Source organism: Actinoplanes ianthinogenes (assembly GCF_018324205.1).
GTDB classification, from domain to species: domain Bacteria; phylum Actinomycetota; class Actinomycetes; order Mycobacteriales; family Micromonosporaceae; genus Actinoplanes; species Actinoplanes ianthinogenes.
Genome location: NZ_AP023356.1, coordinates 3,326,933 through 3,349,093 on the forward strand (window position 1 = coordinate 3,326,933; position 22,161 = coordinate 3,349,093).

The 22,161-nt window shown below is 70.9% G+C and carries 20 protein-coding genes; 6 read left to right on the plus strand and 14 right to left on the minus strand.

Translation table 11 applies throughout. From position 1 onward, the window contains the following. Positions 1-35: 35 nt before the first annotated feature. From Aiant_RS14905 to rimO, 3 genes are read right to left on the minus strand one after another with little or no spacing between them, the layout of a single operon-like run. A complete protein-coding gene (locus Aiant_RS14905; protein WP_189336812.1) occupies positions 36-521 on the minus strand; it encodes a CinA family protein in 486 nt (161 codons plus the stop codon). 15 nt (positions 522-536) lie between these two features. Beyond that, positions 537-1,127, minus strand: coding sequence for a CDP-diacylglycerol--glycerol-3-phosphate 3-phosphatidyltransferase (gene pgsA / locus Aiant_RS14910; protein WP_189336786.1), 591 nt, complete (start codon positions 1,125-1,127; stop codon positions 537-539). Beyond that, the gene (gene rimO, locus Aiant_RS14915; protein ID WP_189336787.1) at positions 1,124-2,584 is read right to left on the minus strand and encodes a 30S ribosomal protein S12 methylthiotransferase RimO; all 1,461 of its coding nucleotides are present in this window, start codon (positions 2,582-2,584) and stop codon (positions 1,124-1,126) included. Before rimO ends, pgsA begins: the two co-directional genes overlap by 4 nt. Before the next feature lie 111 nt (positions 2,585-2,695). Here rimO and Aiant_RS14920 point away from each other — a divergent pair, with 111 nt between their 5' ends. From Aiant_RS14920 to Aiant_RS14930, 3 genes are read left to right on the plus strand one after another with little or no spacing between them, the layout of a single operon-like run. Next, positions 2,696-4,000 (plus strand): hypothetical protein, encoded by a 1,305-nt coding sequence (locus Aiant_RS14920; RefSeq protein WP_189336788.1) that lies wholly within the window; start codon positions 2,696-2,698, stop codon positions 3,998-4,000. Positions 4,001-4,031: 31 nt separating this feature from the next. Next, entirely contained in the window at positions 4,032-4,688 is a 657-nt protein-coding gene (locus tag Aiant_RS14925; RefSeq protein ID WP_189336789.1) for a helix-turn-helix transcriptional regulator, read from the plus strand. A 31-nt stretch (positions 4,689-4,719) separates the two neighbouring features. Beyond that, complete coding sequence (locus Aiant_RS14930; RefSeq protein WP_189336790.1) at positions 4,720-5,181, plus strand: DUF3291 domain-containing protein; 462 nt, start codon at positions 4,720-4,722, stop codon at positions 5,179-5,181. 6 nt (positions 5,182-5,187) lie between these two features. On the opposite strand, the gene Aiant_RS14935 is transcribed toward Aiant_RS14930, so the two are convergent. Continuing rightward, the gene (locus tag Aiant_RS14935; protein ID WP_189336791.1) at positions 5,188-7,677 is read right to left on the minus strand and encodes an FtsK/SpoIIIE family DNA translocase; all 2,490 of its coding nucleotides are present in this window, start codon (positions 7,675-7,677) and stop codon (positions 5,188-5,190) included. A gap of 95 nt (positions 7,678-7,772) precedes the next feature. On the opposite strand from Aiant_RS14935, the gene Aiant_RS14940 reads away from it, so the two are divergent. Beyond that, positions 7,773-8,180, plus strand: coding sequence for a YbjN domain-containing protein (locus Aiant_RS14940; RefSeq protein ID WP_306415866.1), 408 nt, complete (start codon positions 7,773-7,775; stop codon positions 8,178-8,180). A 59-nt stretch (positions 8,181-8,239) separates the two neighbouring features. On the opposite strand, the gene Aiant_RS14945 is transcribed toward Aiant_RS14940, so the two are convergent. The 5 genes from Aiant_RS14945 to Aiant_RS14965 all read right to left on the minus strand — a co-directional run bounded on the left by Aiant_RS14945 (position 8,240) and on the right by Aiant_RS14965 (position 14,346). Beyond that, positions 8,240-9,817 carry a S1 family peptidase gene (locus Aiant_RS14945; RefSeq protein WP_189336792.1) on the minus strand — a complete coding sequence of 526 codons (1,578 nt, stop codon included), beginning with the start codon at positions 9,815-9,817 and terminating at the stop codon, positions 8,240-8,242. Between the two features lie 114 nt (positions 9,818-9,931). Further along, complete coding sequence (locus Aiant_RS14950; protein ID WP_189336793.1) at positions 9,932-11,620, minus strand: ribonuclease J; 1,689 nt, start codon at positions 11,618-11,620, stop codon at positions 9,932-9,934. Between the two features lie 13 nt (positions 11,621-11,633). Continuing rightward, on the minus strand, positions 11,634-12,527 hold the full coding sequence (dapA, locus tag Aiant_RS14955) for a 4-hydroxy-tetrahydrodipicolinate synthase (protein WP_189336794.1): 894 nt from the start codon (positions 12,525-12,527) through the stop codon (positions 11,634-11,636). Between the two features lie 26 nt (positions 12,528-12,553). Further along, positions 12,554-13,111: a DUF2752 domain-containing protein gene (locus Aiant_RS14960; protein WP_189336795.1), complete on the minus strand. Its 558-nt coding sequence runs from the start codon at positions 13,109-13,111 to the stop codon at positions 12,554-12,556. A gap of 17 nt (positions 13,112-13,128) precedes the next feature. Beyond that, complete coding sequence (locus Aiant_RS14965; protein WP_189336796.1) at positions 13,129-14,346, minus strand: winged helix-turn-helix domain-containing protein; 1,218 nt, start codon at positions 14,344-14,346, stop codon at positions 13,129-13,131. Between the two features lie 41 nt (positions 14,347-14,387). Here Aiant_RS14965 and Aiant_RS14970 point away from each other — a divergent pair, with 41 nt between their 5' ends. Both Aiant_RS14970 and Aiant_RS14975 read left to right on the plus strand, forming a co-directional pair. Continuing rightward, on the plus strand, positions 14,388-14,891 hold the full coding sequence (locus Aiant_RS14970; protein WP_189336797.1) for a GNAT family N-acetyltransferase: 504 nt from the start codon (positions 14,388-14,390) through the stop codon (positions 14,889-14,891). Between the two features lie 9 nt (positions 14,892-14,900). After that, on the plus strand, positions 14,901-15,461 hold the full coding sequence (locus Aiant_RS14975) for a GNAT family N-acetyltransferase (RefSeq protein WP_189336798.1): 561 nt from the start codon (positions 14,901-14,903) through the stop codon (positions 15,459-15,461). A gap of 797 nt (positions 15,462-16,258) precedes the next feature. Here Aiant_RS14975 and dapB read toward each other — a convergent pair. The 5 genes from dapB to rpsO all read right to left on the minus strand — a co-directional run bounded on the left by dapB (position 16,259) and on the right by rpsO (position 22,072). After that, entirely contained in the window at positions 16,259-16,963 is a 705-nt protein-coding gene (gene dapB, locus Aiant_RS14980) for a 4-hydroxy-tetrahydrodipicolinate reductase (RefSeq protein ID WP_189336814.1), read from the minus strand. Positions 16,964-17,000: 37 nt separating this feature from the next. Then, positions 17,001-17,894, minus strand: a complete 894-nt coding sequence (locus tag Aiant_RS14985; RefSeq protein ID WP_229831473.1) for a phosphatase PAP2 family protein — start codon at positions 17,892-17,894, stop codon at positions 17,001-17,003. A 68-nt stretch (positions 17,895-17,962) separates the two neighbouring features. After that, positions 17,963-19,297 carry a M16 family metallopeptidase gene (locus Aiant_RS14990; RefSeq protein ID WP_425322670.1) on the minus strand — a complete coding sequence of 445 codons (1,335 nt, stop codon included), beginning with the start codon at positions 19,295-19,297 and terminating at the stop codon, positions 17,963-17,965. After that, positions 19,298-21,616: a polyribonucleotide nucleotidyltransferase gene (locus tag Aiant_RS14995; protein ID WP_189336801.1), complete on the minus strand. Its 2,319-nt coding sequence runs from the start codon at positions 21,614-21,616 to the stop codon at positions 19,298-19,300. Positions 21,617-21,802: 186 nt separating this feature from the next. Further along, positions 21,803-22,072: a 30S ribosomal protein S15 gene (rpsO, locus tag Aiant_RS15000; RefSeq protein WP_189336802.1), complete on the minus strand. Its 270-nt coding sequence runs from the start codon at positions 22,070-22,072 to the stop codon at positions 21,803-21,805. Positions 22,073-22,161: the final 89 nt, after the last annotated feature.

The following is a 22,161-nucleotide window of genomic DNA, read 5'->3' on the forward strand; positions in this document are numbered from 1 at the left end:
TCGACAAGTGTCCCAGCCTCACCGATATTCCCAGCTCACACCGGAGCCGGTGCGGCACGGAGAACATCGGTCAGCAATCGCAGGACGGCGGTCACACTTTCGATACGGATTGCCGCCCGGTTACCGGTCAGTGTCAGTTCCCGCACCTGCGTCCCGTCCGGCCCTGCGACCGCCACATAGACCAGGCCGACGGGTTTGTCGTCCTGCGGCTCCGGGCCCGCGACGCCGGTGGTGGCCAGGCCCCAGTCCGCCTGGCAGCGGTCCCGGGCGCCCTCGGCGAGGCGCGCGGCGACCTCCCGGTCCACCGGGCCACGCCGGGCGAGCAGATCTTCCGGTACGCCGGCCAGCACCGCCTTGAGCTCGGTCGCGTACACCACCAGGCCACCCCGGTAGACCGCGCTCACGCCGGGGATCTCGACGATCGTGGCGGCCACCAGTCCCCCGGTGAGCGACTCCGCGGTCGCCAGCGTCTGCCGCCGGTCCACCAGGGCATGCACCGCCGCCGCGGCGGCCACCGCCATCTCCACGGAATCTCCTCAGGAGCGGGCGCCGCGCCGCAGCCTCAGCGCCTGGAACAGATAGTCGAACCCGGTGACCACGGTCACCACCAGAGCGGCGCCCATCAGCCATGGGCCGACCGCGTCCAGCGGCTCCGGGAAGGGCCACAGGTACCACGCGATCGCGGCGGTCTGCAGCCCCGTCTTGAGCTTGCCACCCCGGGAGGCCGGAATCACGCCGTATCGGATCACCCAGAACCGGAGCGCGGTGACGCCCCACTCGCGGACCAGGATCACCAGCGTGACCCACCAGGGCAGCTGGTCGTACGCGGAGAGCAGGATCAGCGCGGTGCCGGTCAGCGCCTTGTCCGCGATCGGGTCGGCGATCTTGCCGAACGACGTGACCAGGTGCCACCGGCGGGCGATCCAGCCGTCCACGAAGTCGGTCGCGGAGGCCACGCAGAACGCCACGCAGGCGCCGATCCGCCAGTCGTGATCGGTCATCCCGGAGGCGACCACCATGGCCAGGAAGACCGGGACGAGAACGAGCCGGAGCACGGTCAGCGCGTTTGCCGCGTTGTAGAGCGACACCACGCGGGGTGCGGCCACCGGAACCGGCTCGTCCGTCACCGGTCGACCCGCGCTGCGGAAATCATCTCGATCGGCACGGCGATCAGGTCGACGCCCTCCGTGCCGGTCACGCGGGCACGGACGAGGTCGCCGGGGCGCAGGGCGGCCAGGTCGACCCCCTGCTCGCCGGCGACGAGCGTGGTGGAGCCGTCGACCTCGGGGGCCTGGTGCTCGGCGCGTCCCTCGATCTCGCCGTCCTCGATCGTGTCGACCAGCACCTCGACGGTGCTGCCCAGACGGTCCTCGGCGCGCTGGGCGCAGAGTTCCTCGGCGAGCGCGACCACCTTGTCGTACCGTCGCTTGATGGTCTCCGGGCGGACCTTGCCGGTCAGGCCGGCGGCCTCGGTGCCGTCCTCGTCGGAGTAGTCGAAGATGCCGATCGCGTCCAGCCGGGCCTCGCTCAGGAAGCGGATCAGCTCGTCCACGTCCTGCCGGGTCTCGCCGGGGAAGCCGACGATGAAGTTGCTCCGGGCGCCGGCCTCCGGCGCCAGCTTGCGGGCCGACTCGAGCAGCTCCAGGAAGCGCTCGGTGGAGCCGAAGCGGCGCATCCGGCGCAGCACCGGCTCGCTGGAGTGCTGGAAGCTCAGGTCGTAGTAGGCCGCGACGCCGGGCGTGGTGGCGATCGCCTCGACCAGGCCGGGCCGGGTCTCGGCGGGCTGGAGGTAGCTCGCGCGCACCCGCACGATGCCGTCGACCGCGGCCAGCTGCGGGAGCAGTTTCTCCAGCAGGCGCGGATCGCCCAGATCCTTTCCGTACGACGTCGAGTTCTCACTGACCAGCACGAGCTCACGCACGCCGGTCTTGGCCAGCCACTCGGCCTCGGCGAGCAGCTCCTGCGGGTCGCGGGAGACGAACGCGCCGCGGAACGCCGGGATCGCGCAGAACGCGCAGCGCCGGTCGCACCCGCTGGCCAGTTTCAGCGAGGCCACCGGGCCGGAGTCGAGCCGGCGGCGCAGCACCTTCCGCAGGTGGGCGGGGGTGTGCTCGTCGACGGTGGCGTGGCCGGGGACGACCACCTTGCTGGTGTGCCGCTGCACCGGGGTGATCGGGAGCAGCTCGCGGCGGTCCCGCGGGGTGTGCGCGTCGAATTTCTCGCCCCGCAGCACGCCGTTCAGCCGGTCGCCGATGTCGGTGTAGTCGTCGAAGCCCAGGACGGCGTCGGCCTCGGGCAGGTTCTCCGCGAGCTCCTTGCCGTACCGCTCGGCCATGCAGCCGGCGGCGACCACCTTGGCGCCGGTGTCGGCCGCGGCGAGCAGGGTGTCGATCGAGTCCTGTTTCGCCTTCTCCACGAAGCCGCAGGTGTTGACGAGGACCACGTCGGCCTGGGCCGCGTCGGTGCCCACCTCCCAGCCGTCGGCGTCGAGGCGGGCGGCGAGCTCCTCCGAGTCGACCTCGTTACGGGCGCAGCCCAGGGTGAGGAGAGCGACACGGCGAGAAGAGGGAGTTACAGACACCATGCAAGGTTAGCGGCCTCCGCCGGAAGGGCGTTCCTCCGCATGGCTCGACAGTACTTCGCGACGGGGCCGAAAGTTCACATGGAGTTTGGGACGGACGCATATCTTTCGTCAGTGCTGACGCGCTTCAAGATCGATAAACGGCTGGTGTTCGAGGCGCTCCTGATAGTCGCCCTGCTCGCCGTCGCCGGGCTGGCCCGCTATGCCGGCCGCCGCGAGTGGACCGCCGACATGCGGATCTTCGTGGTCTGGTACCAGAAGTTGCAGGCGTCCGGGGGCTGGAGCGGGCTGGGCGAGGAGATCGGCAATTACAACGCGCCGTTCCTCTATCTGCTGCAGTTCTCGTCGGTACTGCCGGGCGCGGTGATCTTCAAGATCAAGATGGTGTACACGGCGTTCGACGTCCTGCTCGGGTTCTTCACCTACAAGCTGGTGGATCTGCGCTGGGGCCGGCGGGCCGGCATCGCCGGCGCGCTGCTCATGGTGCTGCTGCCCACCGTGGTGATCAACGCCTCGTTCTACGGCCAGATGGACGCCATGTGGGCCTCGTTCGCGGTCGGCGGGGTGTATTTCCTCATCCGGCGGCGGCCCTGGCTCGGCGTCGCCTTCTGCACCGTCGCGCTGGCTTTCAAGCCGCAGGGCATCTTCATCTTCCCGCTGCTCGGCGTGCTGGTCGTCCTCGGCGTGCTGCGGCTGCGGCACCTGCTGATCGCCCCGGCGGTGTGGGTGCTGCTGGACCTGCCGGCGCTGCTGCTGGGCCGGGACCCGTGGGAGCTGTTCACCATCTACTCCCTCGGCCGCCAGTCGGTGAACGTGCCGGCCCTGACCCAGAACGCGCCGTCGGTCTTCGTCTTCTTCCCGATCAGCACCCGGATCGACTCGGTGCGGCCGCTCGGCTACGTGTTCACCGCCGCGCTGGTGCTCGGCCTGACCTACGTGTTGCTGGTCCGGCGGGTGCGGATGACGGCCACCCAGATCGTCACGGTCGGCGCATTGTTCGCGATCCTGGTCCCGTTCTTCCTGCCCGGCATGCACGAGCGCTACTTCTTCCTGGCCGACGTGCTGACCGTGCTCCTGGCGATCTACCGGCCCCGGCTCTGGTACGTGCCGATTCTGGTCCAGGCCGGGTCGCTGCTGGCGTACGAGCCGTTCCTGTTCGGCCCGTCGGCTCGGCAGATCGACAAGATGATCCCGGCCACGCTGATGCTGGTCGCGCTGATCGCGACGGCGTACACCCTGCTCCGCGAGGCATGCGACGAGACCGGAACGTTCACCGAGCCGGCAACGGCCGAGCGAGCCGAACCGGAGCGGATGCCGGCCGGTTCGGCGGCGCCGGTGACTCCCCGGCCGCGCACCGCGCCCGGGACGGCCGGCCTGCCCGGGACCGTGGAGGAGCCGCTGACCTCGACGCGTCTCTAGCGACAAGCAGGATTGGCAATACGATTGCCGGGTGACGACTTCGGAGGACCTGGACGACCTGGACGCCCTCACCGCCCTCGCCGACGGGGTGCGGCGGCGGGCGTACCGGGTGGTGGCGGACGGCAACGGGCCGGTCGGGCGGGACGAGGTGGCCGAGGTGCTCGGCATCGGCCGCACGCTCGCCGCGTTCCACCTGGACAAGCTGGTCGCCGCCGGGCTGCTCGCCACGTCGTACGCGAGACGGTCCGGCCGGAGCGGGCCGGGCGCCGGGCGTCCGGCGAAGCTGTACCAGCTCGCCGCGGCGGAGCACGCGGTCAGCGTGCCGCCGCGGGCCTACCGCACCGCGGCCGAGCTGCTCGCCGAGGCGCTCGACGAGACCGGCGCGGAGAACGTGCTGAACGACGTGGCCCGGCGGCACGGGCAGCGGGCCGGCGCCGGGGAGGACGTGCACGAGCTGCTGGCCGGGCACGGGTACGCGCCGGTGGCGGACGGGCCGGACCGGATCGAGCTGCGCAACTGCCCGTTCCACCGGCTCGCCGAGCAGTTCCCGCCGGTGATCTGCGGGATGAACCTGGCGCTGGTCAGCGGCCTGCTGACCGGCGCCGGCCAGGACACGGCCTGGACCGCGCGGATGGACGCCGCCCCGGGCCGCTGCTGCGTCAGCCTCTCTAAAACAAACGACGATTGACATTAGAGCCGGGAGTTGGTGTGCTGGTCTCATGAGCGCCTTCCATCTCGCCCAGATCAACACCGCCCGCCTGAAAGCGCCGCTGGACGACCCGTCGATGGCCGAGTTCGTGGCCGGCCTCACCCTGATGAACGAGCTGGCCGACCGCTCGCCCGGCTTCGTCTGGCGGTTGCCCGAGGACGGGGACGGCGCCGTCACCGAGGACGCCGCCGACCCCAGCCGGATCTACACGCTGTCGGTCTGGGAGTCGCTCGAGCACCTGCGCGCCTACGCCTACCAGAGCGGGCACCTCGACTACCTGCGCCGCCGCCGCGAGTGGTTCCACCCGAACGGGCCGGCGGCCGCCCTGGTCCTCTGGTGGCTCCCGGCCGGCCGGATCCCGACCCTGAGCGAGGGCATCACCCGGCTGGACCGCCTGCGCGCCGACGGCCCCGGCCCGGAGGGCTTCACCTTCCGTGATCCGTTCCCGGCGCCGGCGTCGGTCGCCGCCTGAGGACCGTCAGTCGACGCGCAGGGCCGCGAGCGACTCCTCCAGCTCGTCCGGTTTGATCAGGACGTCCCGCGCCTTGCTGCCCTCGGACGGCCCGACGATGCCGCGGGTCTCCATCAGGTCCATCAGGCGGCCGGCCTTGGCGAACCCGACCCGCAGCTTGCGCTGGAGCATCGAGGTCGAGCCGAACTGGCTGGTCACCACCAGCTCGATGGCCTGGATCAACAGCTGGAGGTCGTCGCCGATCTCCTCGTCGATCTCCTTCTTCTTGCTCGGCGGCGCGTCGGTGACGCCCTCCTGGAACTCCGGCTCGCGCTGGTCCTTGCAGTACTTGACGACCGCCGCGATCTCCTTCTCGTCCACCCAGGCGCCCTGGATACGCGTCGGTTTCGAGGCGCCCATCGGGAGGAAGAGGCCGTCGCCGCGGCCGAGCAGTTTCTCGGCGCCGGGCTGATCCAGGATGACCCGGGAGTCGGCCAGCGACGACGTGGCGAAGGCCAGGCGGGACGGCACGTTCGCCTTGATCAGGCCGGTGACCACGTCGACCGACGGGCGCTGGGTGGCCAGGACCAGGTGGATGCCGGCGGCACGGGCCAGCTGGGTGATCCGGACGACCGAGTCCTCGACGTCGCGCGGCGCCACCATCATCAGGTCGGCGAGCTCGTCGATGATCACCAGGAGGTACGGGTACGGCTTCATCACGCGCTCGCTGCCCGGCGGGGCCACGATCTCGCCGTTGCGGACCTTGCGGTTGAAGTCGTCGATGTGCCGGACCCCATTGGCGGCCAGGTCGTCGTACCGCATGTCCATCTCGCGGACCACCCACTCCAGGGCGTCCGCGGCCTTCTTCGGGTTGGTGATGATCGGGGTGACGAGGTGCGGAATCCCCTCGTACGCCGTCATCTCCACCCGTTTCGGGTCGACCAGCATCAGCCGCACCTGCTCCGGCGTCGCCCGGGTGAGCAGACTCACCAGCAGGGAGTTCAGGCAGCTGGACTTACCGGCGCCGGTCGCGCCGGCGATCAGGATGTGCGGCATCTTCGCGAGGTTCGCCACGACGAACCCGCCCTCGATGTCCTTGCCGAGCGCGACGACCATCGGGTGGTGATCGTGGGCGGCGACCGGCGACCGCAGCACGTCGCCGAGCGACACGTTCTCCGGGTCGGTGTTCGGGATCTCCACGCCGACCGCCGACTTGCCCGGGATCGGCGAGAGGATCCGGACATCGGGGGACTTCACCGCGTACGCGATGTTCCGCGACAACTGGGTGATCCGCTCGACCTTGGTGCCCGGGCCGATCTCCACCTCGTAACGCGTCACGGTCGGGCCGCGGGTGAAGCCGGTGACCAGCGCGTCCACGTTGAACTGTTCGAACACGCCGGTGAGCGCCGCCATGATCTCGTCGTTGGCGCGACTGCGGGCCTTGGCCGGGGCGCCGGTGGCGAGGAGCTTGAACGGCGCCGGTTTGTAGTCGCCGCTCTCCACCGAGGAGATGTCCAGCTGCTCGGCGCGCATCGGCGGCTCGGAATGCTCCGGCGGTTGCTTCTTGCGGGTGGCCGGCACCTTCGGCAGCGCGATGGTGTCGTGCAGGACCAGGTCCTCTTCGAACTCCTCCGGCTCGGCCTCCGGGTCCGGCGGCGGCGGGATCGGGGACGGCCGGCGCCGGCGCGGCTTGACCGGCGCGGCCGCCGTCTCCTCCTCGTCGTCCAGGCTGTCCTGCGGCAGGTCGACCGGGGCGCGCTGGGCGGTCCGGCCGAGGACCAGGTCGCCGAGGAGCGCGAACCGCTCCGGGATCTTCGCGATCGGGGTCGCCGTGATCACCAGAAGACCGAAGACGAAGAGCAGGATCAGCAACGGTACGGCCACCCAGGCGCTCACCGCGCGCTCCAGCACCGAGCCGACGCCGTAGCCGAGCAGGCCACCGTTGCCGGTCAGCGCGACGTCCGGGGTCCGGTCGTCGGAGAGGTAGAGCAGGCTGGCGGTGGCGATGATGACCGCCGACCAGCCGACCGGGTTGCGCCCGCGGTGCTCCGGGTCGACCGGCTCGCGCATCAGCCGCACCGCGCCGTAGAAGAACAGCAGCGGCAGGAACACGCCGAGCCCACCGAAGAACAGGTGGATCGCGTCGGCCAGCCGCTGCCCGAGCGGGCCGGCGCTGTGCGCCCAGACGGCGACCGCGGTCAGGATCGAGAAGCCGAGCATGAGCAGCCCGGCGCCGTCGCGGCGGTGCTCCGGGCCGATGTTGCGGGCGTTGCGCCCGGCGCCCCGGGCCACCCAGCCGACGCTGTGCGCCAGGCCCATCCAGAGCGCGCCGACGCCCCGGGCGACACCGGGCCCGATCGCGGGCGGCGGCTTGCGCGCCGCTGGACGCTTACGGGCGGCCGGTTTGGCGGCCGCCTTCTTGACCGGCCGGGCCGGTTGCCGGGCACGCGAGGTCGCGGCGCCGCGCGACGTGGACGCGGCACGGCCCCGGCTCGCCGGAGGAGTTCGGCCCGCCATGGATGACACCGTATCTGTCCGCGCCCAGCGCATCGAGAAGGCGCACCGTGACCCATCCTCGCTTTTCCGCCTCGCCCGGCGCTTAAGCTCACCGAGTGCAACCACTCGACACCGAGATGATCAAAGCGGCGCTGGACGCCCGTGAGTTCGCGTACTTCGTCGACGAGGACGGTGACATCGCCGGGAACTTTCAGGGGAACCTGATCTATTTCCTCCAGCACGGAGCGAACCGGGAGATGTTGCAGATCCGGGCCATGATGCAGCACGTCTTCACGATCGAGGACGTGCCGAGGCTCTACGAGTTCTGCAACACGTGGAACCGGGATCAGCTCTGGCCGAAAGCGTATGTGCAGGTCACCGACGACGGGGCGGCGATCGTGATCGGCGAGGTGTCGACCGACTGGGAGCGCGGCGTGACGCCGGAACAGCTCGACCAGGTGATGATCTGCGGGATCGCCACCGCCTGCCGGCTCGGCGAGACGCTGGGCGAGCTCAAGAGCTGAGACGCGAGAAGGACCGGGCCGCTTTCCGGTCCCGGTCCTTCTCGCGTACGCCGTGCCGACTACTGCACGTTGAAGCCGAGCGAGTAGGCGCCGCTGCCGGAGGTCGCGACCACCACGTACCGGAAGGTGCCGGAGCGCTGCTCGACGCTGAGCGTCTTGACGCCGTCCCCGGTGGCCTGGGCCACCGTCCGGAAGCCACGGTTGGTCAGCCGCTGGAGGACCAGGTCGAAGTCGGCGCCGTCCGGCGCCTGGAGGCAGGCGGTGTGCGTGCCGGCGCGGGCCCGGAAGGTGCCGCCGTTCGGCTGGGCCTGGGCCTTGCCGGTCCGGTTGATCGTGCCGTCCCGCTGCACCGCCAGGTCACCGCAGGCGGCCGCACCGTCGGCGGGCGGTGCCGTCTCGTCGGCCGGCGGAGCGCTCGCCGACTCGGTCGGGGCCGCGGTCGCGTCACCCTGGTCCGCCCCGCCGCTGGTCACCAGCGTCAGGTTGTTCGCCGCCAGGATCTCGTTGACCGGCTGGAAGAACGTCTCGCCACCGGCCGTGCAGTCGCCGGAGCCACCCGAGGTGACGCCCTGGGCCTGGTCGCCGGAGAGCCACGGGCCGCCCGAGTCGCCGCCCTCGGCGCAGACGTCGGTGCGGGTCAGGCCGGTCACCGCGCCCTCCGGGTACCGGACGGTCTGGTTCTTGGCCAGGATGGTGCCGCAGAAGGTGCCGGTGGTGGAGCCGGAGCGGCAGACCGCGGCGCCGACCGGGGCCTCGGTGTTGCCGGCCACCGGCAGCTCGTTGCCCTTGAAGTCGTTGACCACCGGGCGCGGCGTCCAGTCGCCGTTCACCTCGACGAAGCCCATGTCGGCGTTGCCCGGGAAGACCGAGGCCTTCACCACGCCCTGGGCCTCGTTGTTGAAGCCGGTGGTGGTGGTGCCCGGGGTGCCGCAGTGGCCGGCGGTGACGAAGCCGCCCTCCACCGAGAAGCCGATCGAGCAGCGGGCGGTGCCACCGTCCACCGAGATGAAGTACGGGTCGGCGCCGCGGACGTCGAAGAGCGGCTTCGGCTGCTGCTTGCTGATCTTCACGGTGACCGCGTCGGCGGCGACACCGGCCCTGCGGGCGAACGTCGCCGGGTCGGTCGCGGCGTCCGGCGTCGCGACGATGACCAGCTTGTTGGTCGGGGCGTCGACGTACCAGCCGGTCAGGCCGCTGGCCGACTTCACCTTCGCGTCCAGCTTGCTCTTGGCCGCGTCCAGCTCGGACTCGCTGCGCTTGACCAGCACCGGTACGGCGCCGGCGGCCTTCACCTCGGCAGCCGCGTCGGCATCGGTCACCGCGACCTTCAGCGTGGTGCCGTCCTTGGCGAGCCACGCGCCGGCGTAGCTGTCACCGGTGGCCGCGGCCAGGGTCGCGGTGACCCCGCCGGCCCACTTCGACCGGTTCAGCCGGGTGGTCGCCTGGTCCGCGTCGAGGCCCAGGTCACGCTTCATCGCCGCGAGCAGCTGCGGGGACACGCCCCCGGCCACGCCCGCCTTCGTCGTGCCGCTGTCACTCTCCGGCGTGGTGCCGGCCAGTGACGGCAGAGTGAAGGCGACCGCCGCCGCGGTCGCCGCCACTACCGCCGCAGCTACGGCGATCGATCTGCGCTGCATCTGGAGTACTCCCTCCGCCACGGGTGCCGTGGGGGCGGCACCGTGCCTGGGAGTACGGGGCGAGTCCGAAAATGGTTGAGTTCTATGCCGTTTTCACAGGTTTTTAGGGTTGCCTTAAACCTCGACCACGGTGGGAACGATCATCGGACGGCGCCGGTACGCGTCGTTCACCCAGCGGCCGACCGTGCGGCGGACCACCTGTTGCAGCTGGTGGGTGTCGGTGATGCCGTCCTCGGCGGAGCGGTGCAGAGCCGCAGTGAGCAGCGGGATCACCGGGTTGAACGCGTCCGGGTCCTCGGAGAAGCCCTTGGCCGAGATGCTGGGCTCGCCGACCACCTTGCCGGTCACCGAGTCGATCACCACGGTGGCCGCGATGAACCCGCCGTCGCCGAGGATCCGGCGTTCGGTCAGCAGCGACTCGCTGACGTCGCCGACCGCCAGGCCGTCGACGTACACGTACCGGCTGCGGACCTTGCCGACCACCCGGGCGTGGCCCTCGACCAGGTCGACCACGTCGCCGTCCTCGCAGAGCACCACGCGGTCCGGGGCGACGCCGGTCTCGATGCCGAGCTGGGCGTGGGCGCGCAGGTGCCGCCACTCGCCGTGCACCGGCATCAGGTTGCTGGGCCGGGTGACGTTCAGCAGGTAGCGCAGCTCGCCGGCCGGGGCGTGGCCGGAGACGTGCACCTTCGCCGTCTCCTTGTGGATCACCGTGGCGCCGGCCCGGGACAGCTGGTTGATCACCCGGTAGACCGAGGTCTCGTTGCCCGGCACCAGCGAGCTGGCCAGCACGACGGTGTCGCCCGGCGCGATGGTGATGTGCCGGTGGTCACCGGTGGACATCCGGCCCAGGGCGCTCATCGGCTCGCCCTGCGACCCGGTGGACATGAAGACGATCTCGTCGGGCGGCAGGTGGGTGGCCTCGTCCAGGCCGACCAGCAGGCCGTCCGGGATGCGCAGCAGTCCCAGGTCCCGGGCGATGCCCATGTTGCGGACCATGGAACGGCCGATCAGGGCGACCTTGCGCTCGTACTCCCAGGCGGCGTCCATGACCTGCTGGACGCGGTGCACGTGGGAGGCGAAGCTGGCCACGATGATCCGGCCCTTGGCCTTGCCGAAGATCGAGCTGAGCACCGGGCCGATGTCCCGCTCCGGCGCCACGAACCCGGGCACCTCGGCGTTCGTCGAGTCGGAGAGCAGCAGGTCGATGCCCTCCGCGCCGAGCCGGGCGAACCCGGCCAGGTCGGTGATCCGGCCGTCCAGCGGGACCTGGTCCATCTTGAAGTCGCCGGTGTGCAGGAGCAACCCGGCCGGGGTGCGCACGGCGACGGCCAGCGCGTCCGGGATCGAGTGGTTCACCGCGAAGAACTCGCACTCGAACGGGCCGAGCCGCTCGATGCCGCCCTCCCGGACGGTCAGCGTGTACGGGTCCAGCCGGCGCTCGGCCAGTTTCGCCTCGACCAGCGCCAGGGTGAACTCCGAGCCGACCAGCGGGATGTCCGCCTTGTGCGCGAGCAGGTAGGGCACCGCGCCGATGTGGTCCTCGTGCCCGTGGGTCAGCACGATCGCCTGGATGTCGTCGAGCCGGTCCAGGATGGGCGCGAAGTCGGGCAGGATCAGGTCGACGCCGGGCTGCTCGACGTCGGGGAAGAGCACCCCGCAGTCGATCACCAGCAGCTTGCCGTCGAACTCCAGCACTGTCATGTTGCGGCCGATGGCGCCGAGCCCGCCGAGCGGAACGACGCGCAGGGCGCCCTCCGGCAGCGGGGGCGGCGGACCCAGCTCCACGTGAGCGTTAGTCATTCGCCTCTTCCTGTCAGAGCACGATGCCGGCCGCTGCGGCGTCCTGGCGCAATTGGTTCAGTTCGTCGTCACTCGCGTCGACCAGCGGGGACCGGACCGGGCCCGCGGGCAGGCCGGACGCGTTCAACCCGGCTTTCACCAGGATCGTCCCGGGCGACCGGAAGATGCCGGTGAACAGCGGCAGAGCCTGGCGGTGCAGGCGCAGCGCCTCGGCCGTGTCGCCGCCCGCATAGGCCTCGATCATGCTTTTCGCCAGCACGCCGGTGAAGTGCGAGGAGGTGCCGACCAGGCCGACGCCGCCGATCGACAGCAGCGGCAGGGTGGCCGCGTCGTCGCCGGAGTAATAGGCCAAGCCGGTCCGGCTCAGCACCCAGGAGCTGGCGATCAGGTCGCCCTTGGCGTCCTTGACCGCGACGATCCGGTCGTGCTCGGCCAGCCGGACCAGGGTCTCGGTGGCGATCGCGGTGCCGGCCCGGTGGGGGATGTCATACGCCATGATCGGCAGGCCGGACGCGTCGGCCACGGCCAGGAAGTGCCGCAGCACGCCGGCCTGCGGGGGCTTGTTGTAATACGGCGTCACGACGAGCAGGCCGTGTGCCCCGGCTTTCTCCGCGGTGTGAGCGAGCTCGATGGTGTGCGCGGTGTTGTTGGTGCCGACCCCGGCGACCACCTTGGCCCGGTCGCCGACCGCCTCCACCACGGCGCGCAGGAGCGTCTCCTTCTCCGCGTCGGTCGTGGTCGGGGACTCGCCGGTGGTGCCGCTGATCACCAGAGCGTCGTTGCGCTGCTCGTCGACGAGGTGAACGGCCAGGCGGGCCGCGCCCTCGATGTCCAGGGCGCCGTCCCGGGTGAACGGGGTCACCATGGCGGTCAGCAGCCGGCCGAAGGGCCGCGGGTCGTGCGTCATACCTGACAACCTATCGGACGCCTCGGTCACACGTAGAAAGCGGTGAACGGGGCCCAGGGCAGGTTACGCAGGATGCTCCAGACGGCCCAGACCGCCATGAATGTGATCATGACGGCCGGACTGATCGTGAGTTGCCGAATCCGCCACCGGAACATCTTGCGGCCGGCCCAGGCGACATACATGTACAGCAGGAAGGGCACCGCGAAGACGAAGACGGCGTGGTGCCGGGCGGCCGCCGGCAGGTCGCCGTGCAACAGGTACCACGCGGCGCGGGTGCCACCGCAGCCCGGGCAGACGAAACCGGTGACATATTTCAGCAGGCAGGTGGGCTCGGCGCCGGCCTCGGCGGTGGCCGGGTCGGTGACCAGCGTGTAGCCCACCGCGCCGCCCATGCAGGCGAGCACCGCGAGCGGGGCGAGCCAGACCGGCGAGCGGGTGGCCAGCCGGTCGAAGAAGCGAGTCAGCCGGTCCGGGTGGGTGGCCGGATAATGCCGGTAGGCCGGCCAGTCGGGGGGCACCGGCGGACCCTGCAACGGCTGGTCCGCCAGCCACGGCGGGAGGGTGTCGCCGACTGCGGTGCTCATGGGCGCCACGGTACACCTCAGAGGCTTTTGAGAGCCGTGGTGAGCGGGCCGGCGAAGTCCCCCGCGACCGGGGTGGCGATGGTGTCCAGGCCGAGCCAGCCGGCCAGCCGGCGCAGCTCCGCGGCCAGCGCCTCGGCGGTCTCGTCCTGGTCGGCGGCCGGCTCCAGCCAGGCGGCCGGCACCTCCAGCACGCCGGTCTGCCGGTTGGCCTTGAGGTCGAGCCGGGCGGCGAACCGATCGCCGAGCAGGAACGGCAGCACGTAGTAGCCGTAGAGCCGCTGCGGCTTCGGCACGTAGATCTCGATCCGATACGCCATGTCGAAGAGCCGCTCGGTGCGCTCGCGCTGCCAGATCAGCGGGTCGAACGGGCTGATCAGGGTCGCCACGTCGACGCGGCGCGGGAGTTTGGCCTCGTGGTGCAGGTAGGCCACCGGTTTCCACCCGGGGACGGCCACCGGGCGCAGCACGCCGGCCTCGACCAGCTCGGCGATCGCCACCCGGCACTCCTTGGTGGGCAGCCGGAAATAGTCGCGCAGCTCGGGCTCGGCGGCGACGCCGAGCGCCCGGGCGGACAGGTCGACCAGCGTGCGGAACGCCTCCTCGGGGGCCGGGGTGGGCGCCTCGAGCACCGCGGCCGGCAGGACCCGCTCGGTCAGGTCGTAACGCCGGGCGAACGAGGTGGTCCGCTCGGCGGCGGTGACCTGGCCGGTGTAGAACAACCACTCCAGCGCCTGCTTGACGACCGACCAGTTCCACCCCCAGTGGTCCTTGCGCCGGGGGACGTCGTGCTCGATCTCGGCGGCCGTGATCGGCCCCCGGCCGCGGACCTCGTCGAGCACCCAGGAGACCAGGTCGGGCTGCTCGGCGGCGACCCGGCGCATGCCGCCCCACGCATACTGCTCCGCGCGGGCCATCCGCCAGCGGAACAGCGGCTGGAGGTCGACCCGGATCAGCGAGGCCTCGTGGCCCCAGAACTCGAACAGCTCCCGCGGCCGGCGATAGGCCGCGCGCTCCAGCAGAGCGGGCGGATAGGGGCCGAGGCGGCTGTAGAGCGGCATGAAGTGGGCGCGCTGCAACACATTCACCGAGTCCATCTGGATCAGGTGCAGGCGGCGCAGCACCCGGCGCAGGTGGCGCAGGTCGGTGGCGCCGCCCGGCTTGGGGTCGGTGAAACCCTGCGCGGCCAGGGTGATCCGGCGGGCCTGAGCGACGGAGAGCGTCTCGAGACTGGTCATCGATCAGCAGAGTAGGACAGGGGTATGACAAAGTCGGTGGGATGGGGACGGTGATCCGGGCAGAAACGGCCACCGACGTCGACGCCGTCGCCGCGGTGCACGTGCGCGCCACCCGGGCGAGCTACGCCGGGATCATGCCGGACGAGCACCTGGCGGCCCTGGACCCGGCGGTCTTCGCGGCGCGGCGCCGGAGCGTGCGGGCCGACCCGGAACGGCAGACCCTGGTGGCCGAGCGGGACGGCCGGATCGTGGGTTTCGCCAGCTTCGGCCCGGATCGGGAGGAGCCGGCGCTCGGCGAGCTCTACGCCATCTACGTCGACCCGGACGAGTGGGGAGGCGATGCGGGGCGGCTGCTGTTCACGGCGGTGCGACAGTCTCTTCATGACCGGAAATATCCGGAAATGCGATTGTGGGTGCTGGCCGGGAACGAGCGTGCCCGGCGGTTCTACGAGCGTTCCGGGATGACCACCGACGGGGTGCCGGCGACGCACCGGGCGGGAGCCGGGATCGAGCTGCCGAAGCTGCGCTACCGGCGTCCTCTGTAGGCTGCCGCCATGGCTCTCGGCTTCGTCCGTCCCGCGCGTCCCGGAGACGCCCCGGAGATCGCTCGCATCCAGCTGACCACCTGGCGCAGCGCCTATCGGCGCATGTTCCCGGCGCACGTGCTGGCCCAGCTCGACGAGGCGATGCTCGCCGCCGGCTGGACCGAGGCCATCACCGCGCCGCCGTCCGCCCGGCACCGCGTGCTGATCGCCGTGGAGCAGGGTGAGACGGCCGAGCACGTGGTCGGGTTCGCGGCCGCCGGTCCGGCCGACGAGCAGGCGCTGGCGCCGGAGGAGCCGCCGCTGCCGCCCTCGGTCGCGGCCGTCACCGACCTGCTGGTGGAGCCGCGCTGGGGACGTCGCGGGCACGGCAGCCGGCTGCTCGCGGCGGCCGTCGACCTGTGGCGCGAGGACGGCTTCACGTCGGCGGTGGCCTGGGCCTACGACACGGACACGGTGATGCGCAAGTTCCTGGAGTCGGCGGGCTGGGAACCGGACGGCGCGGGCCGCGCCCTGGACGTCGAGGACCTCCTGGTCCCCCAGCTCCGCCTGCACGTCGACCTGGCTCAGTAACCGACCGCACCCGTGCCGGAAACGCGCCACCCCGCGCTCACGGCCCGCCCTCCCAAGGGGGACCTTCCTCCGACAGTGTGGCGGATTTCGAAGGACGCTGACGGGCGGGCTGTGGACAACGCGTCGCTGTGGACAACGCGAGGCCCGATTGACGCGGAGCGGGACAGCGGGGTTTCGGTGACCGACAGCGGACCGTGAAGACATCCCATGTGCCAGGGGCGTCAAGCGGCTCGGCCCGATCTCGCGTCTGCTTAGGGCGCTGAGGATCAGCCGGCGAGTGTCGGGCTGGTCCTGATGGCCCTACCCGAGAGCCGGATAGGGCGCTGAAGGCCAGCCGGGAGTGTCGGGCTGGTCCTGATGGCCCTACCCGAGAGCCGGATAGGGCGCTGAAGGCCAGCCGGGAGTGCCGGGCTGGCCCTGACGGCCCTACCCGAGAGCCGGACAGGGCGCTGAAGGCCAGCCGGGAGTGCCGGGCTGGCCCTGACGGCCCTACCCGAGAGCCGGACAGGGCGCTGAAGGCCAGCCGGGAGTGCCGGGCTGGCCCTGACGGCCCTACCCGAGAGCCGGACAGGGCGCTGAAGGCCAGCCGGGAGTGCCGGGCTGGCCCTGACGGCCCTACCCGAGAGCCGGACAGGGCGCTGAAGGCCAGCCGGGGTTTGATCTCCGGAACCACCCGCGGACAATGAAGGGCGGGCTGATCGTTCTGGACGCGCCAGCGGCCAGATCAGCCCGCCCGGCCCGCGCGGGAGCATGCGATCCGCACCCGAGCGGACCTGCGTAAATAAAGATCGTGAAAGTCAGTCGAGCAGTTCGTCGAGGCCGAGGGTGAGGCCCGGGCGCTTCACGACCTCGCGGACCGCGAGCAGCACGCCCGGCATGAACGACGAGCGGTCCAGCGAGTCGTGCCGGATGGTCAGCGTCTCGCCGGCCGTGCCGAACAGGACCTCCTGGTGGGCCACGAGGCCGGACGCGCGGACCGCGTGGACCCGGACGCCGTCGATGTCGGTGCCGCGCGCGCCGGCGAACTCCTCCTCGGTGGCGTCCGGCATCGGCGGGCACTTCGCCGCCTTGCGGGCGTCGGCGATCAGGCGGGCCGTGTGCATCGCGGTGCCGCTGGGCGCGTCCAGCTTGCGCGGGTGGTGCTGCTCGATGATCTCGACCGACTCGAAGTAACGGGCGGCGCGGGCGGCGAACTGCATCATCAGGACGGCGCCGATCCCGAAGTTCGGCGCGATCACGACGCCGACCTCGGGCTTGTCCGCCAGCCAGCCGCGGACCTGGTCCAGGCGCTCGGTGGTGAACCCGGAGGTGCCGACCACCACGTTGATGCCCTGGTCGATGGCCCAGCGCAGGTTCTCCATCACCACGCCGGGGTTGGTGAAGTCGACCAGCACGCGGGCGCCGGCCTCGACCGCGGAGGCGCGGGTGTCGTCGTGGTCGAGCAGCGCGACCAGGTCGAGATCGGGGGCGGCGTCGACCGCCTTGCACACCTCGAGGCCCATGCGGCCCCGAGCACCGAGAACACCGACACGGATGGGTTCAGTCGTCACCCGCTGAACCTAACCTAGCCGCCCACCAGCGCTCGGCTCGGCCCACGACGAGGAACACCGCCGCGACGTAGAGCCAGCCGACCAGGACGTCGATCACGTAGTGCTCGCCGGTGTAGACGAGCGTGAACGTCATCGCCAGCGGGTACGCCAGCAGCAGCGGCCACCACCGGCGGCGCACCATCGGCAGGAAGAACGCGACCGCCATCATCGCCCAGGCGGTGTGCAGCGAGGGCATCGCGGCGACCGGGTTGGACTGCTCGACCTGGAGGGCGTTCAGCGTGTTGCCGGCGCCGTGCAGGCCGAGCACGTCCCAGCCGTTGGTGGAGATCCGGGTCACCGGCTCGGCCAGCGCACCGTGCTCGTAGGCCCACCACGGCGGGGCGGCCGGGTAGAGGAAGTAGGTGACCAGGCCGAACACGCAGAGGGTGAACCACCGGCGCATGAACCGGGCCCACGGCGCCCGGGCCCGCACCCACAGGATCACCGCGATGGTCGGCACGGTCAGGAAGTGCGAGACGTAGACCAGCGTGACGATCGCCAGCCACCACGGGGTCTCACCGGGGTGGTAGAGGTGCTGCTGGAGCCAGGTGGTCGGCACCTGGCCGCCGGTCAGCCGGCCGAACATCGCCTTGTCGGCGTCGATCAGCGGGGTCACGTGCGGGGCGAAGAAGTCGTCGGCCCAGCTGCGCGAGACGTTGTAGACCACCAGCAGCAGCGCGATCGGCAACCAGTCGCGCAGGAAGAGCAGGTGGGTCCGCCACGGCTCGTGGTTGCGCCAGGCGATGGTGGCCAGCCACAGCCAGCCGAACGCGATCAGCGGGTCACTGGTCGGCACGCCGACGAAGTAGACCCCGACGGCGAAGACCACCCCCCAGACCAGCATGCCGACGGTCCGTCGCCGTCGGAGCGAAGAGGAAGGGGGGTGGTCCAGCGCTGTCACGGATCCCAAGGTTAACCAGGGGGAAACGCGCCCTCGTCGAACGGCCCGACGACTGCCAGCGAGTGTCTATGTGCAAGGAGGTCGCCGGCCACCTTCTCGACATCGGCGATCGTCACCGCGTCGACCCGGCCGAGCAACTCGTCCACGCTCATCAGGTGGCCGTGCAGCAGCTCGGACTTGGCCAGCCGGCTCATCCGGGAGCCGGTGTCCTCCAGGCCCAGCACGTACGACCCCTTGACCATTCCCTTGCCACGGACGAGTTCCTCGGCGGTGATGCCGCTCGACGCCACTCGTTCGAGTTCCTGGCGGATCAGGTCGAGGACCTCGCCGGCCTTGCCCGGGGCGCAGCCGGCGTAGACGCCGAACAGGCCGGAGTCGGCGTACTGGGCGGCGTACGAGTACACCGAGTAGGCCAGGCCCCGCTTCTCCCGGATCTCCTGGAAGAGGCGGCTGGACATGCCGCCGCCGAGGATGTTGTTGAGCACGCCCAGAGCGAAACGGCGGTCGTCGTACCTGCTCAGGCCGACGCCGCCGAGCACGATGTGCGCCTGCTCGGTGTCCCGGTGCAGGACCACGGTGTGCGGTTTCTGCACCCGGACCCGCTTGTCCCCGGCCCGCGGCTGCGCCGGGCCGGCCGCGCCGGTGTCCAGCGGGGTGCCGGCCAGCGCCTTGCGCACCAGCCGGACCACGGTCGCGTGGTCCAGGTTGCCGGCCGCCGCGATCACGATCTCCGGCGCCTTGTACCGCTTCCGGTAGAAGTTGTTGATCTGGGTCCGGGTCATCGGGGTGACCGACTCCGGGGTGCCGGAGATCAACCGGCCCAGCGGGTGGTTGCCGTAGATCGCCTCGGCGAAGACGTCGTGCACCTCGTCGCCCGGCTCGTCCTCGTGCATGGCGATCTCCTCGAGGATCACGCCACGCTCGGTCTCCACGTCCGCCGGGTCGAGGATCGAGTCGGCCACCGCGTCCACCAGCACGTCCACCGCCAGCGGCAGGTCGCTGTCCAGCACCCGCGCGTAGTAGCAGGTGTATTCCTTGGTGGTGAAGGCGTTGGTCTCGCCGCCCACCGCCTCGATCTCCGCGGAGATCTGCAGGGCGGTGCGCTTGTGGGTGCCCTTGAAGAGCAGGTGCTCCAGGAAGTGCGAGGCGCCGGACATGGCCGGGGCCTCGTCCCGGGAGCCGATCCCCACCCAGACGCCGAGGGCGGCGCTGCGGGTGGTCGGGATCGCCTCGGTGATCACGCGCAAACCGGACGGCAGCGTGGTGCGACGCACACCGTCCGGCAAGGTCTGGGTAAGGGAACGGGCCGGCCGACCGGCCGGCCCGTTCACCACACGAGCTGTCACTTAGTCGCGGCGCTCGCCACGGTCACCGGACGGACGGGACCGGCGGCGACGGGGCTCGCCACCCTCCCGGTTCTCCCGGGGGGCGCGCTCCTCACGCGGCTTGCCCTCGGAGGCGGCCGGCGCGGCCGGGGCCTCCTCGCCCTCCGGGCGGACCTTGTCCAGGTAGATCTTGCCGCGCGCGTCGATGTCCGCGATCTGGACCTCGACCTTGTCGCCGACGTTGAGGAAGTCCTCGACCTTCTCCACCCGCTTGCCGTCGCCCACCTTGGAGATGTGCAGCAGGCCGTCGCGGCCGGGGAGCAGCGAGATGAAGGCGCCGAAGGCGGCCGTCTTCACCACGGTGCCGAGGAACTTGTCGCCCATCTTCGGCAGGGTCGGGTTGGCGATCGCGTTGATCCGCTCGACCGCGGCCTCGGCGGCCGGGCCGTTGGTCGCACCGACGTAGATCGTGCCGTCGTCCTCGATGGAGATGTCGGCGCCGGTCTCGTCCTGGATCGCGTTGATGGTCTGACCCTTGGGGCCGATCACCATGCCGATCTTGTCGACCGGGATCTTCACGGTGGTGACCCGCGGAGCGTGCTCGCTCATCGCGGCCGGGGCCTCGATCGCCGCGTTCATCACCGAGAGGATGGTCGCCCGGGCCTCGTGCGCCTGCTGGAGCGCGCCGGCCAGCACGTCCGACGGGATGCCGTCGAGCTTGGTGTCCAGCTGGAGGGCGGTGACGAACTCGCTGGTGCCGGCGACCTTGAAGTCCATGTCGCCGAACGCGTCCTCGGCGCCCAGGATGTCGGTCAGCGCGATGTACTGCGTCTTGCCGTCGACCTCGTCCGAGATCAGGCCCATCGCGATACCGGCGACCGGGGCCTTCAGCGGCACACCGGCGGCGAGCAGGGCCAGCGTCGAGGCGCAGACCGAGCCCATCGAGGTGGAGCCGTTGGAGCCGAGGGCCTCGGAGACCTGGCGGATCGCGTACGGGAACTCCTCGCGCGACGGCAGCACCGGCACCAGCGCCCGCTCGGCCAGCGCACCGTGGCCGATCTCGCGCCGCTTCGGCGAGCCGACCCGGCCGGTCTCACCGGTCGAGTACGGCGGGAAGTTGTAGTTGTGCATGTAGCGCTTGGTCTTCTCCGGGGAGAGAGTGTCCAGCGCCTGCTCCATGCGCAGCATGTTCAGCGTGGTGACGCCCAGGATCTGGGTCTCGCCGCGCTCGAACAGCGCCGAGCCGTGCACCCGCGGGAGCACGCCGATCTGCGCGGTCAGCGGGCGGATGTCGCGCGGGCCGCGGCCGTCGATGCGGATCTGCTCGCGCAGCACCCGCTGCCGGACCTCGGACTTGGTGATCGAGCGGAACGCCGCGCTGATCTCCTTCTCCCGGCCCTCGAACCGCTCGTCGAGCAGCTCGTGTGCCTTCGCCTTGACCAGGTCGAGGGCTTCCTCGCGCTCCTGCTTGCCGGCGATCTTCAGCGCCTCGGCGACCTCGCCCCGGACGGCCTCGCTGACCGCGGAGAGGACGTCGTCCTGGTAGTCCAGGAAGACCGGGAACTCGGCGACCGGCTTGGCGGCGACGTCGGCCAGCTCGCTCTGCGCGCGGCACAGCTCGCGGATCGCCGGCTTCGCGGCCTCCAGACCGCTGGCCACGACCTCCTCGGTCGGCGCGGTGGCACCGGCGGCGATCAGCTTGACCGCCTGCGGGGTGGCCTCGGCCTCGACCATCATGATCGCGACGTCGCCCTCGGCGGTGACGCGACCGGCCACGACCATGTCGAAGGTGGCCCGCTCGAGCTCCTCGATGGTCGGGAAGGCGACCCACTGGCCGTCGATGTGCGCGACCCGGGTCGAGCCGACCGGGCCGCTGAACGGCAGGCCGGAGAGCTTGGTGGACATCGACGCGGCGTTCATCGCGACCACGTCGTACGGGTGGGCCGGGTCGAGCGCCAGCACGGTCTCGACGACCTGGACCTCGTTGCGCAGGCCCTTGGTGAACGACGGGCGCAGCGGCCGGTCGATCAGGCGGCAGGTGAGGATGGCGTCCTCGCTGGGACGGCCCTCGCGCCGGAAGAACGAGCCGGGGATGCGACCCGCGGCGTACATCCGCTCCTCGACGTCGACGGTCAGCGGGAAGAAGTCGAAGTGCTCCTTCGGCGCCTTGCTGGCCGTGGTCGCGGAGAGAACAGTCGTGTCGCCCAGCTGGACGATCACGGAACCGGCGGCCTGCTTGGCCAGCCGGCCGGTGGAGAAGACGATCTCGCGGGTGCCGAACGACCCGTTGTCGATGACGGCGGTGCGAGATTCGGTGCCGAGAGCGGTCTGCTCTGTCAAGTGAGGTACTCCTCTTCGTCGAGGACCCGGCGGTCTACAAGCGCGGTTCAGAAGGCCGGTCTTCGATCGAAGTACCCAGGAGAGAGCCTGGGAACCACTACCGGAGACCGGTGCTGACGGTGTGAGCCGCGCGGGTCCGTGGGGTGGTGTTACGCGGGGAGCGACCGAAGCCGCTCCCCGGTCAAACTATCGGCGCAGGCCGAGACGCTCGATGAGCGTCCGGTAGCGGGCGATGTCCTTCTTCTGAACGTAGTTCAGCAGGCGGCGGCGCTGGCCGACGAGCAGCAGCAGACCACGACGGCTGTGGTGGTCGTGCTTGTGCTGCTTCAGGTGCTCGGTCAGGTCGGCGATCCGCTTGGTGAGCATCGCGACCTGAACCTCGGGCGAACCGGTGTCGCCCTCCTTCGTCGCGTACTCCGCCATGATCTTGTTCTTGGTGTCTTGGTCGAGCGCCATATTCTCCGAACTTCTGTGTTGCCGATTCAACGGATTTCCTGCGACCCGCGGCGTCGGGCAGGCGTGGCAGGACCGGTGTCGCCCGATTC

Coding starts and splice junctions, on each gene's coding strand:
- dapB (WP_189336814.1), bottom strand. CDS start 16,963: ATGGGCCTCGAGGTGTGCAAGGCGGTCGACGCCGCCCCCGATCTCGAC.
- Aiant_RS14970 (WP_189336797.1), top strand. CDS start 14,388: ATGGGGACGGTGATCCGGGCAGAAACGGCCACCGACGTCGACGCCGTC.
- Aiant_RS14930 (WP_189336790.1), top strand. CDS start 4,720: ATGAGCGCCTTCCATCTCGCCCAGATCAACACCGCCCGCCTGAAAGCG.
- rpsO (WP_189336802.1), bottom strand. CDS start 22,072: ATGGCGCTCGACCAAGACACCAAGAACAAGATCATGGCGGAGTACGCG.
- Aiant_RS14905 (WP_189336812.1), bottom strand. CDS start 521: ATGGCGGTGGCCGCCGCGGCGGCGGTGCATGCCCTGGTGGACCGGCGG.
- rimO (WP_189336787.1), bottom strand. CDS start 2,584: ATGGTGTCTGTAACTCCCTCTTCTCGCCGTGTCGCTCTCCTCACCCTG.
- Aiant_RS14965 (WP_189336796.1), bottom strand. CDS start 14,346: ATGACCAGTCTCGAGACGCTCTCCGTCGCTCAGGCCCGCCGGATCACC.
- Aiant_RS14935 (WP_189336791.1), bottom strand. CDS start 7,677: ATGGCGGGCCGAACTCCTCCGGCGAGCCGGGGCCGTGCCGCGTCCACG.
- Aiant_RS14945 (WP_189336792.1), bottom strand. CDS start 9,817: ATGCAGCGCAGATCGATCGCCGTAGCTGCGGCGGTAGTGGCGGCGACC.
- Aiant_RS14975 (WP_189336798.1), top strand. CDS start 14,901: ATGGCTCTCGGCTTCGTCCGTCCCGCGCGTCCCGGAGACGCCCCGGAG.
- Aiant_RS14985 (WP_229831473.1), bottom strand. CDS start 17,894: ATGCTGGTCTGGGGGGTGGTCTTCGCCGTCGGGGTCTACTTCGTCGGC.
- Aiant_RS14960 (WP_189336795.1), bottom strand. CDS start 13,111: ATGAGCACCGCAGTCGGCGACACCCTCCCGCCGTGGCTGGCGGACCAG.
- dapA (WP_189336794.1), bottom strand. CDS start 12,527: ATGACGCACGACCCGCGGCCCTTCGGCCGGCTGCTGACCGCCATGGTG.
- Aiant_RS14950 (WP_189336793.1), bottom strand. CDS start 11,620: ATGACTAACGCTCACGTGGAGCTGGGTCCGCCGCCCCCGCTGCCGGAG.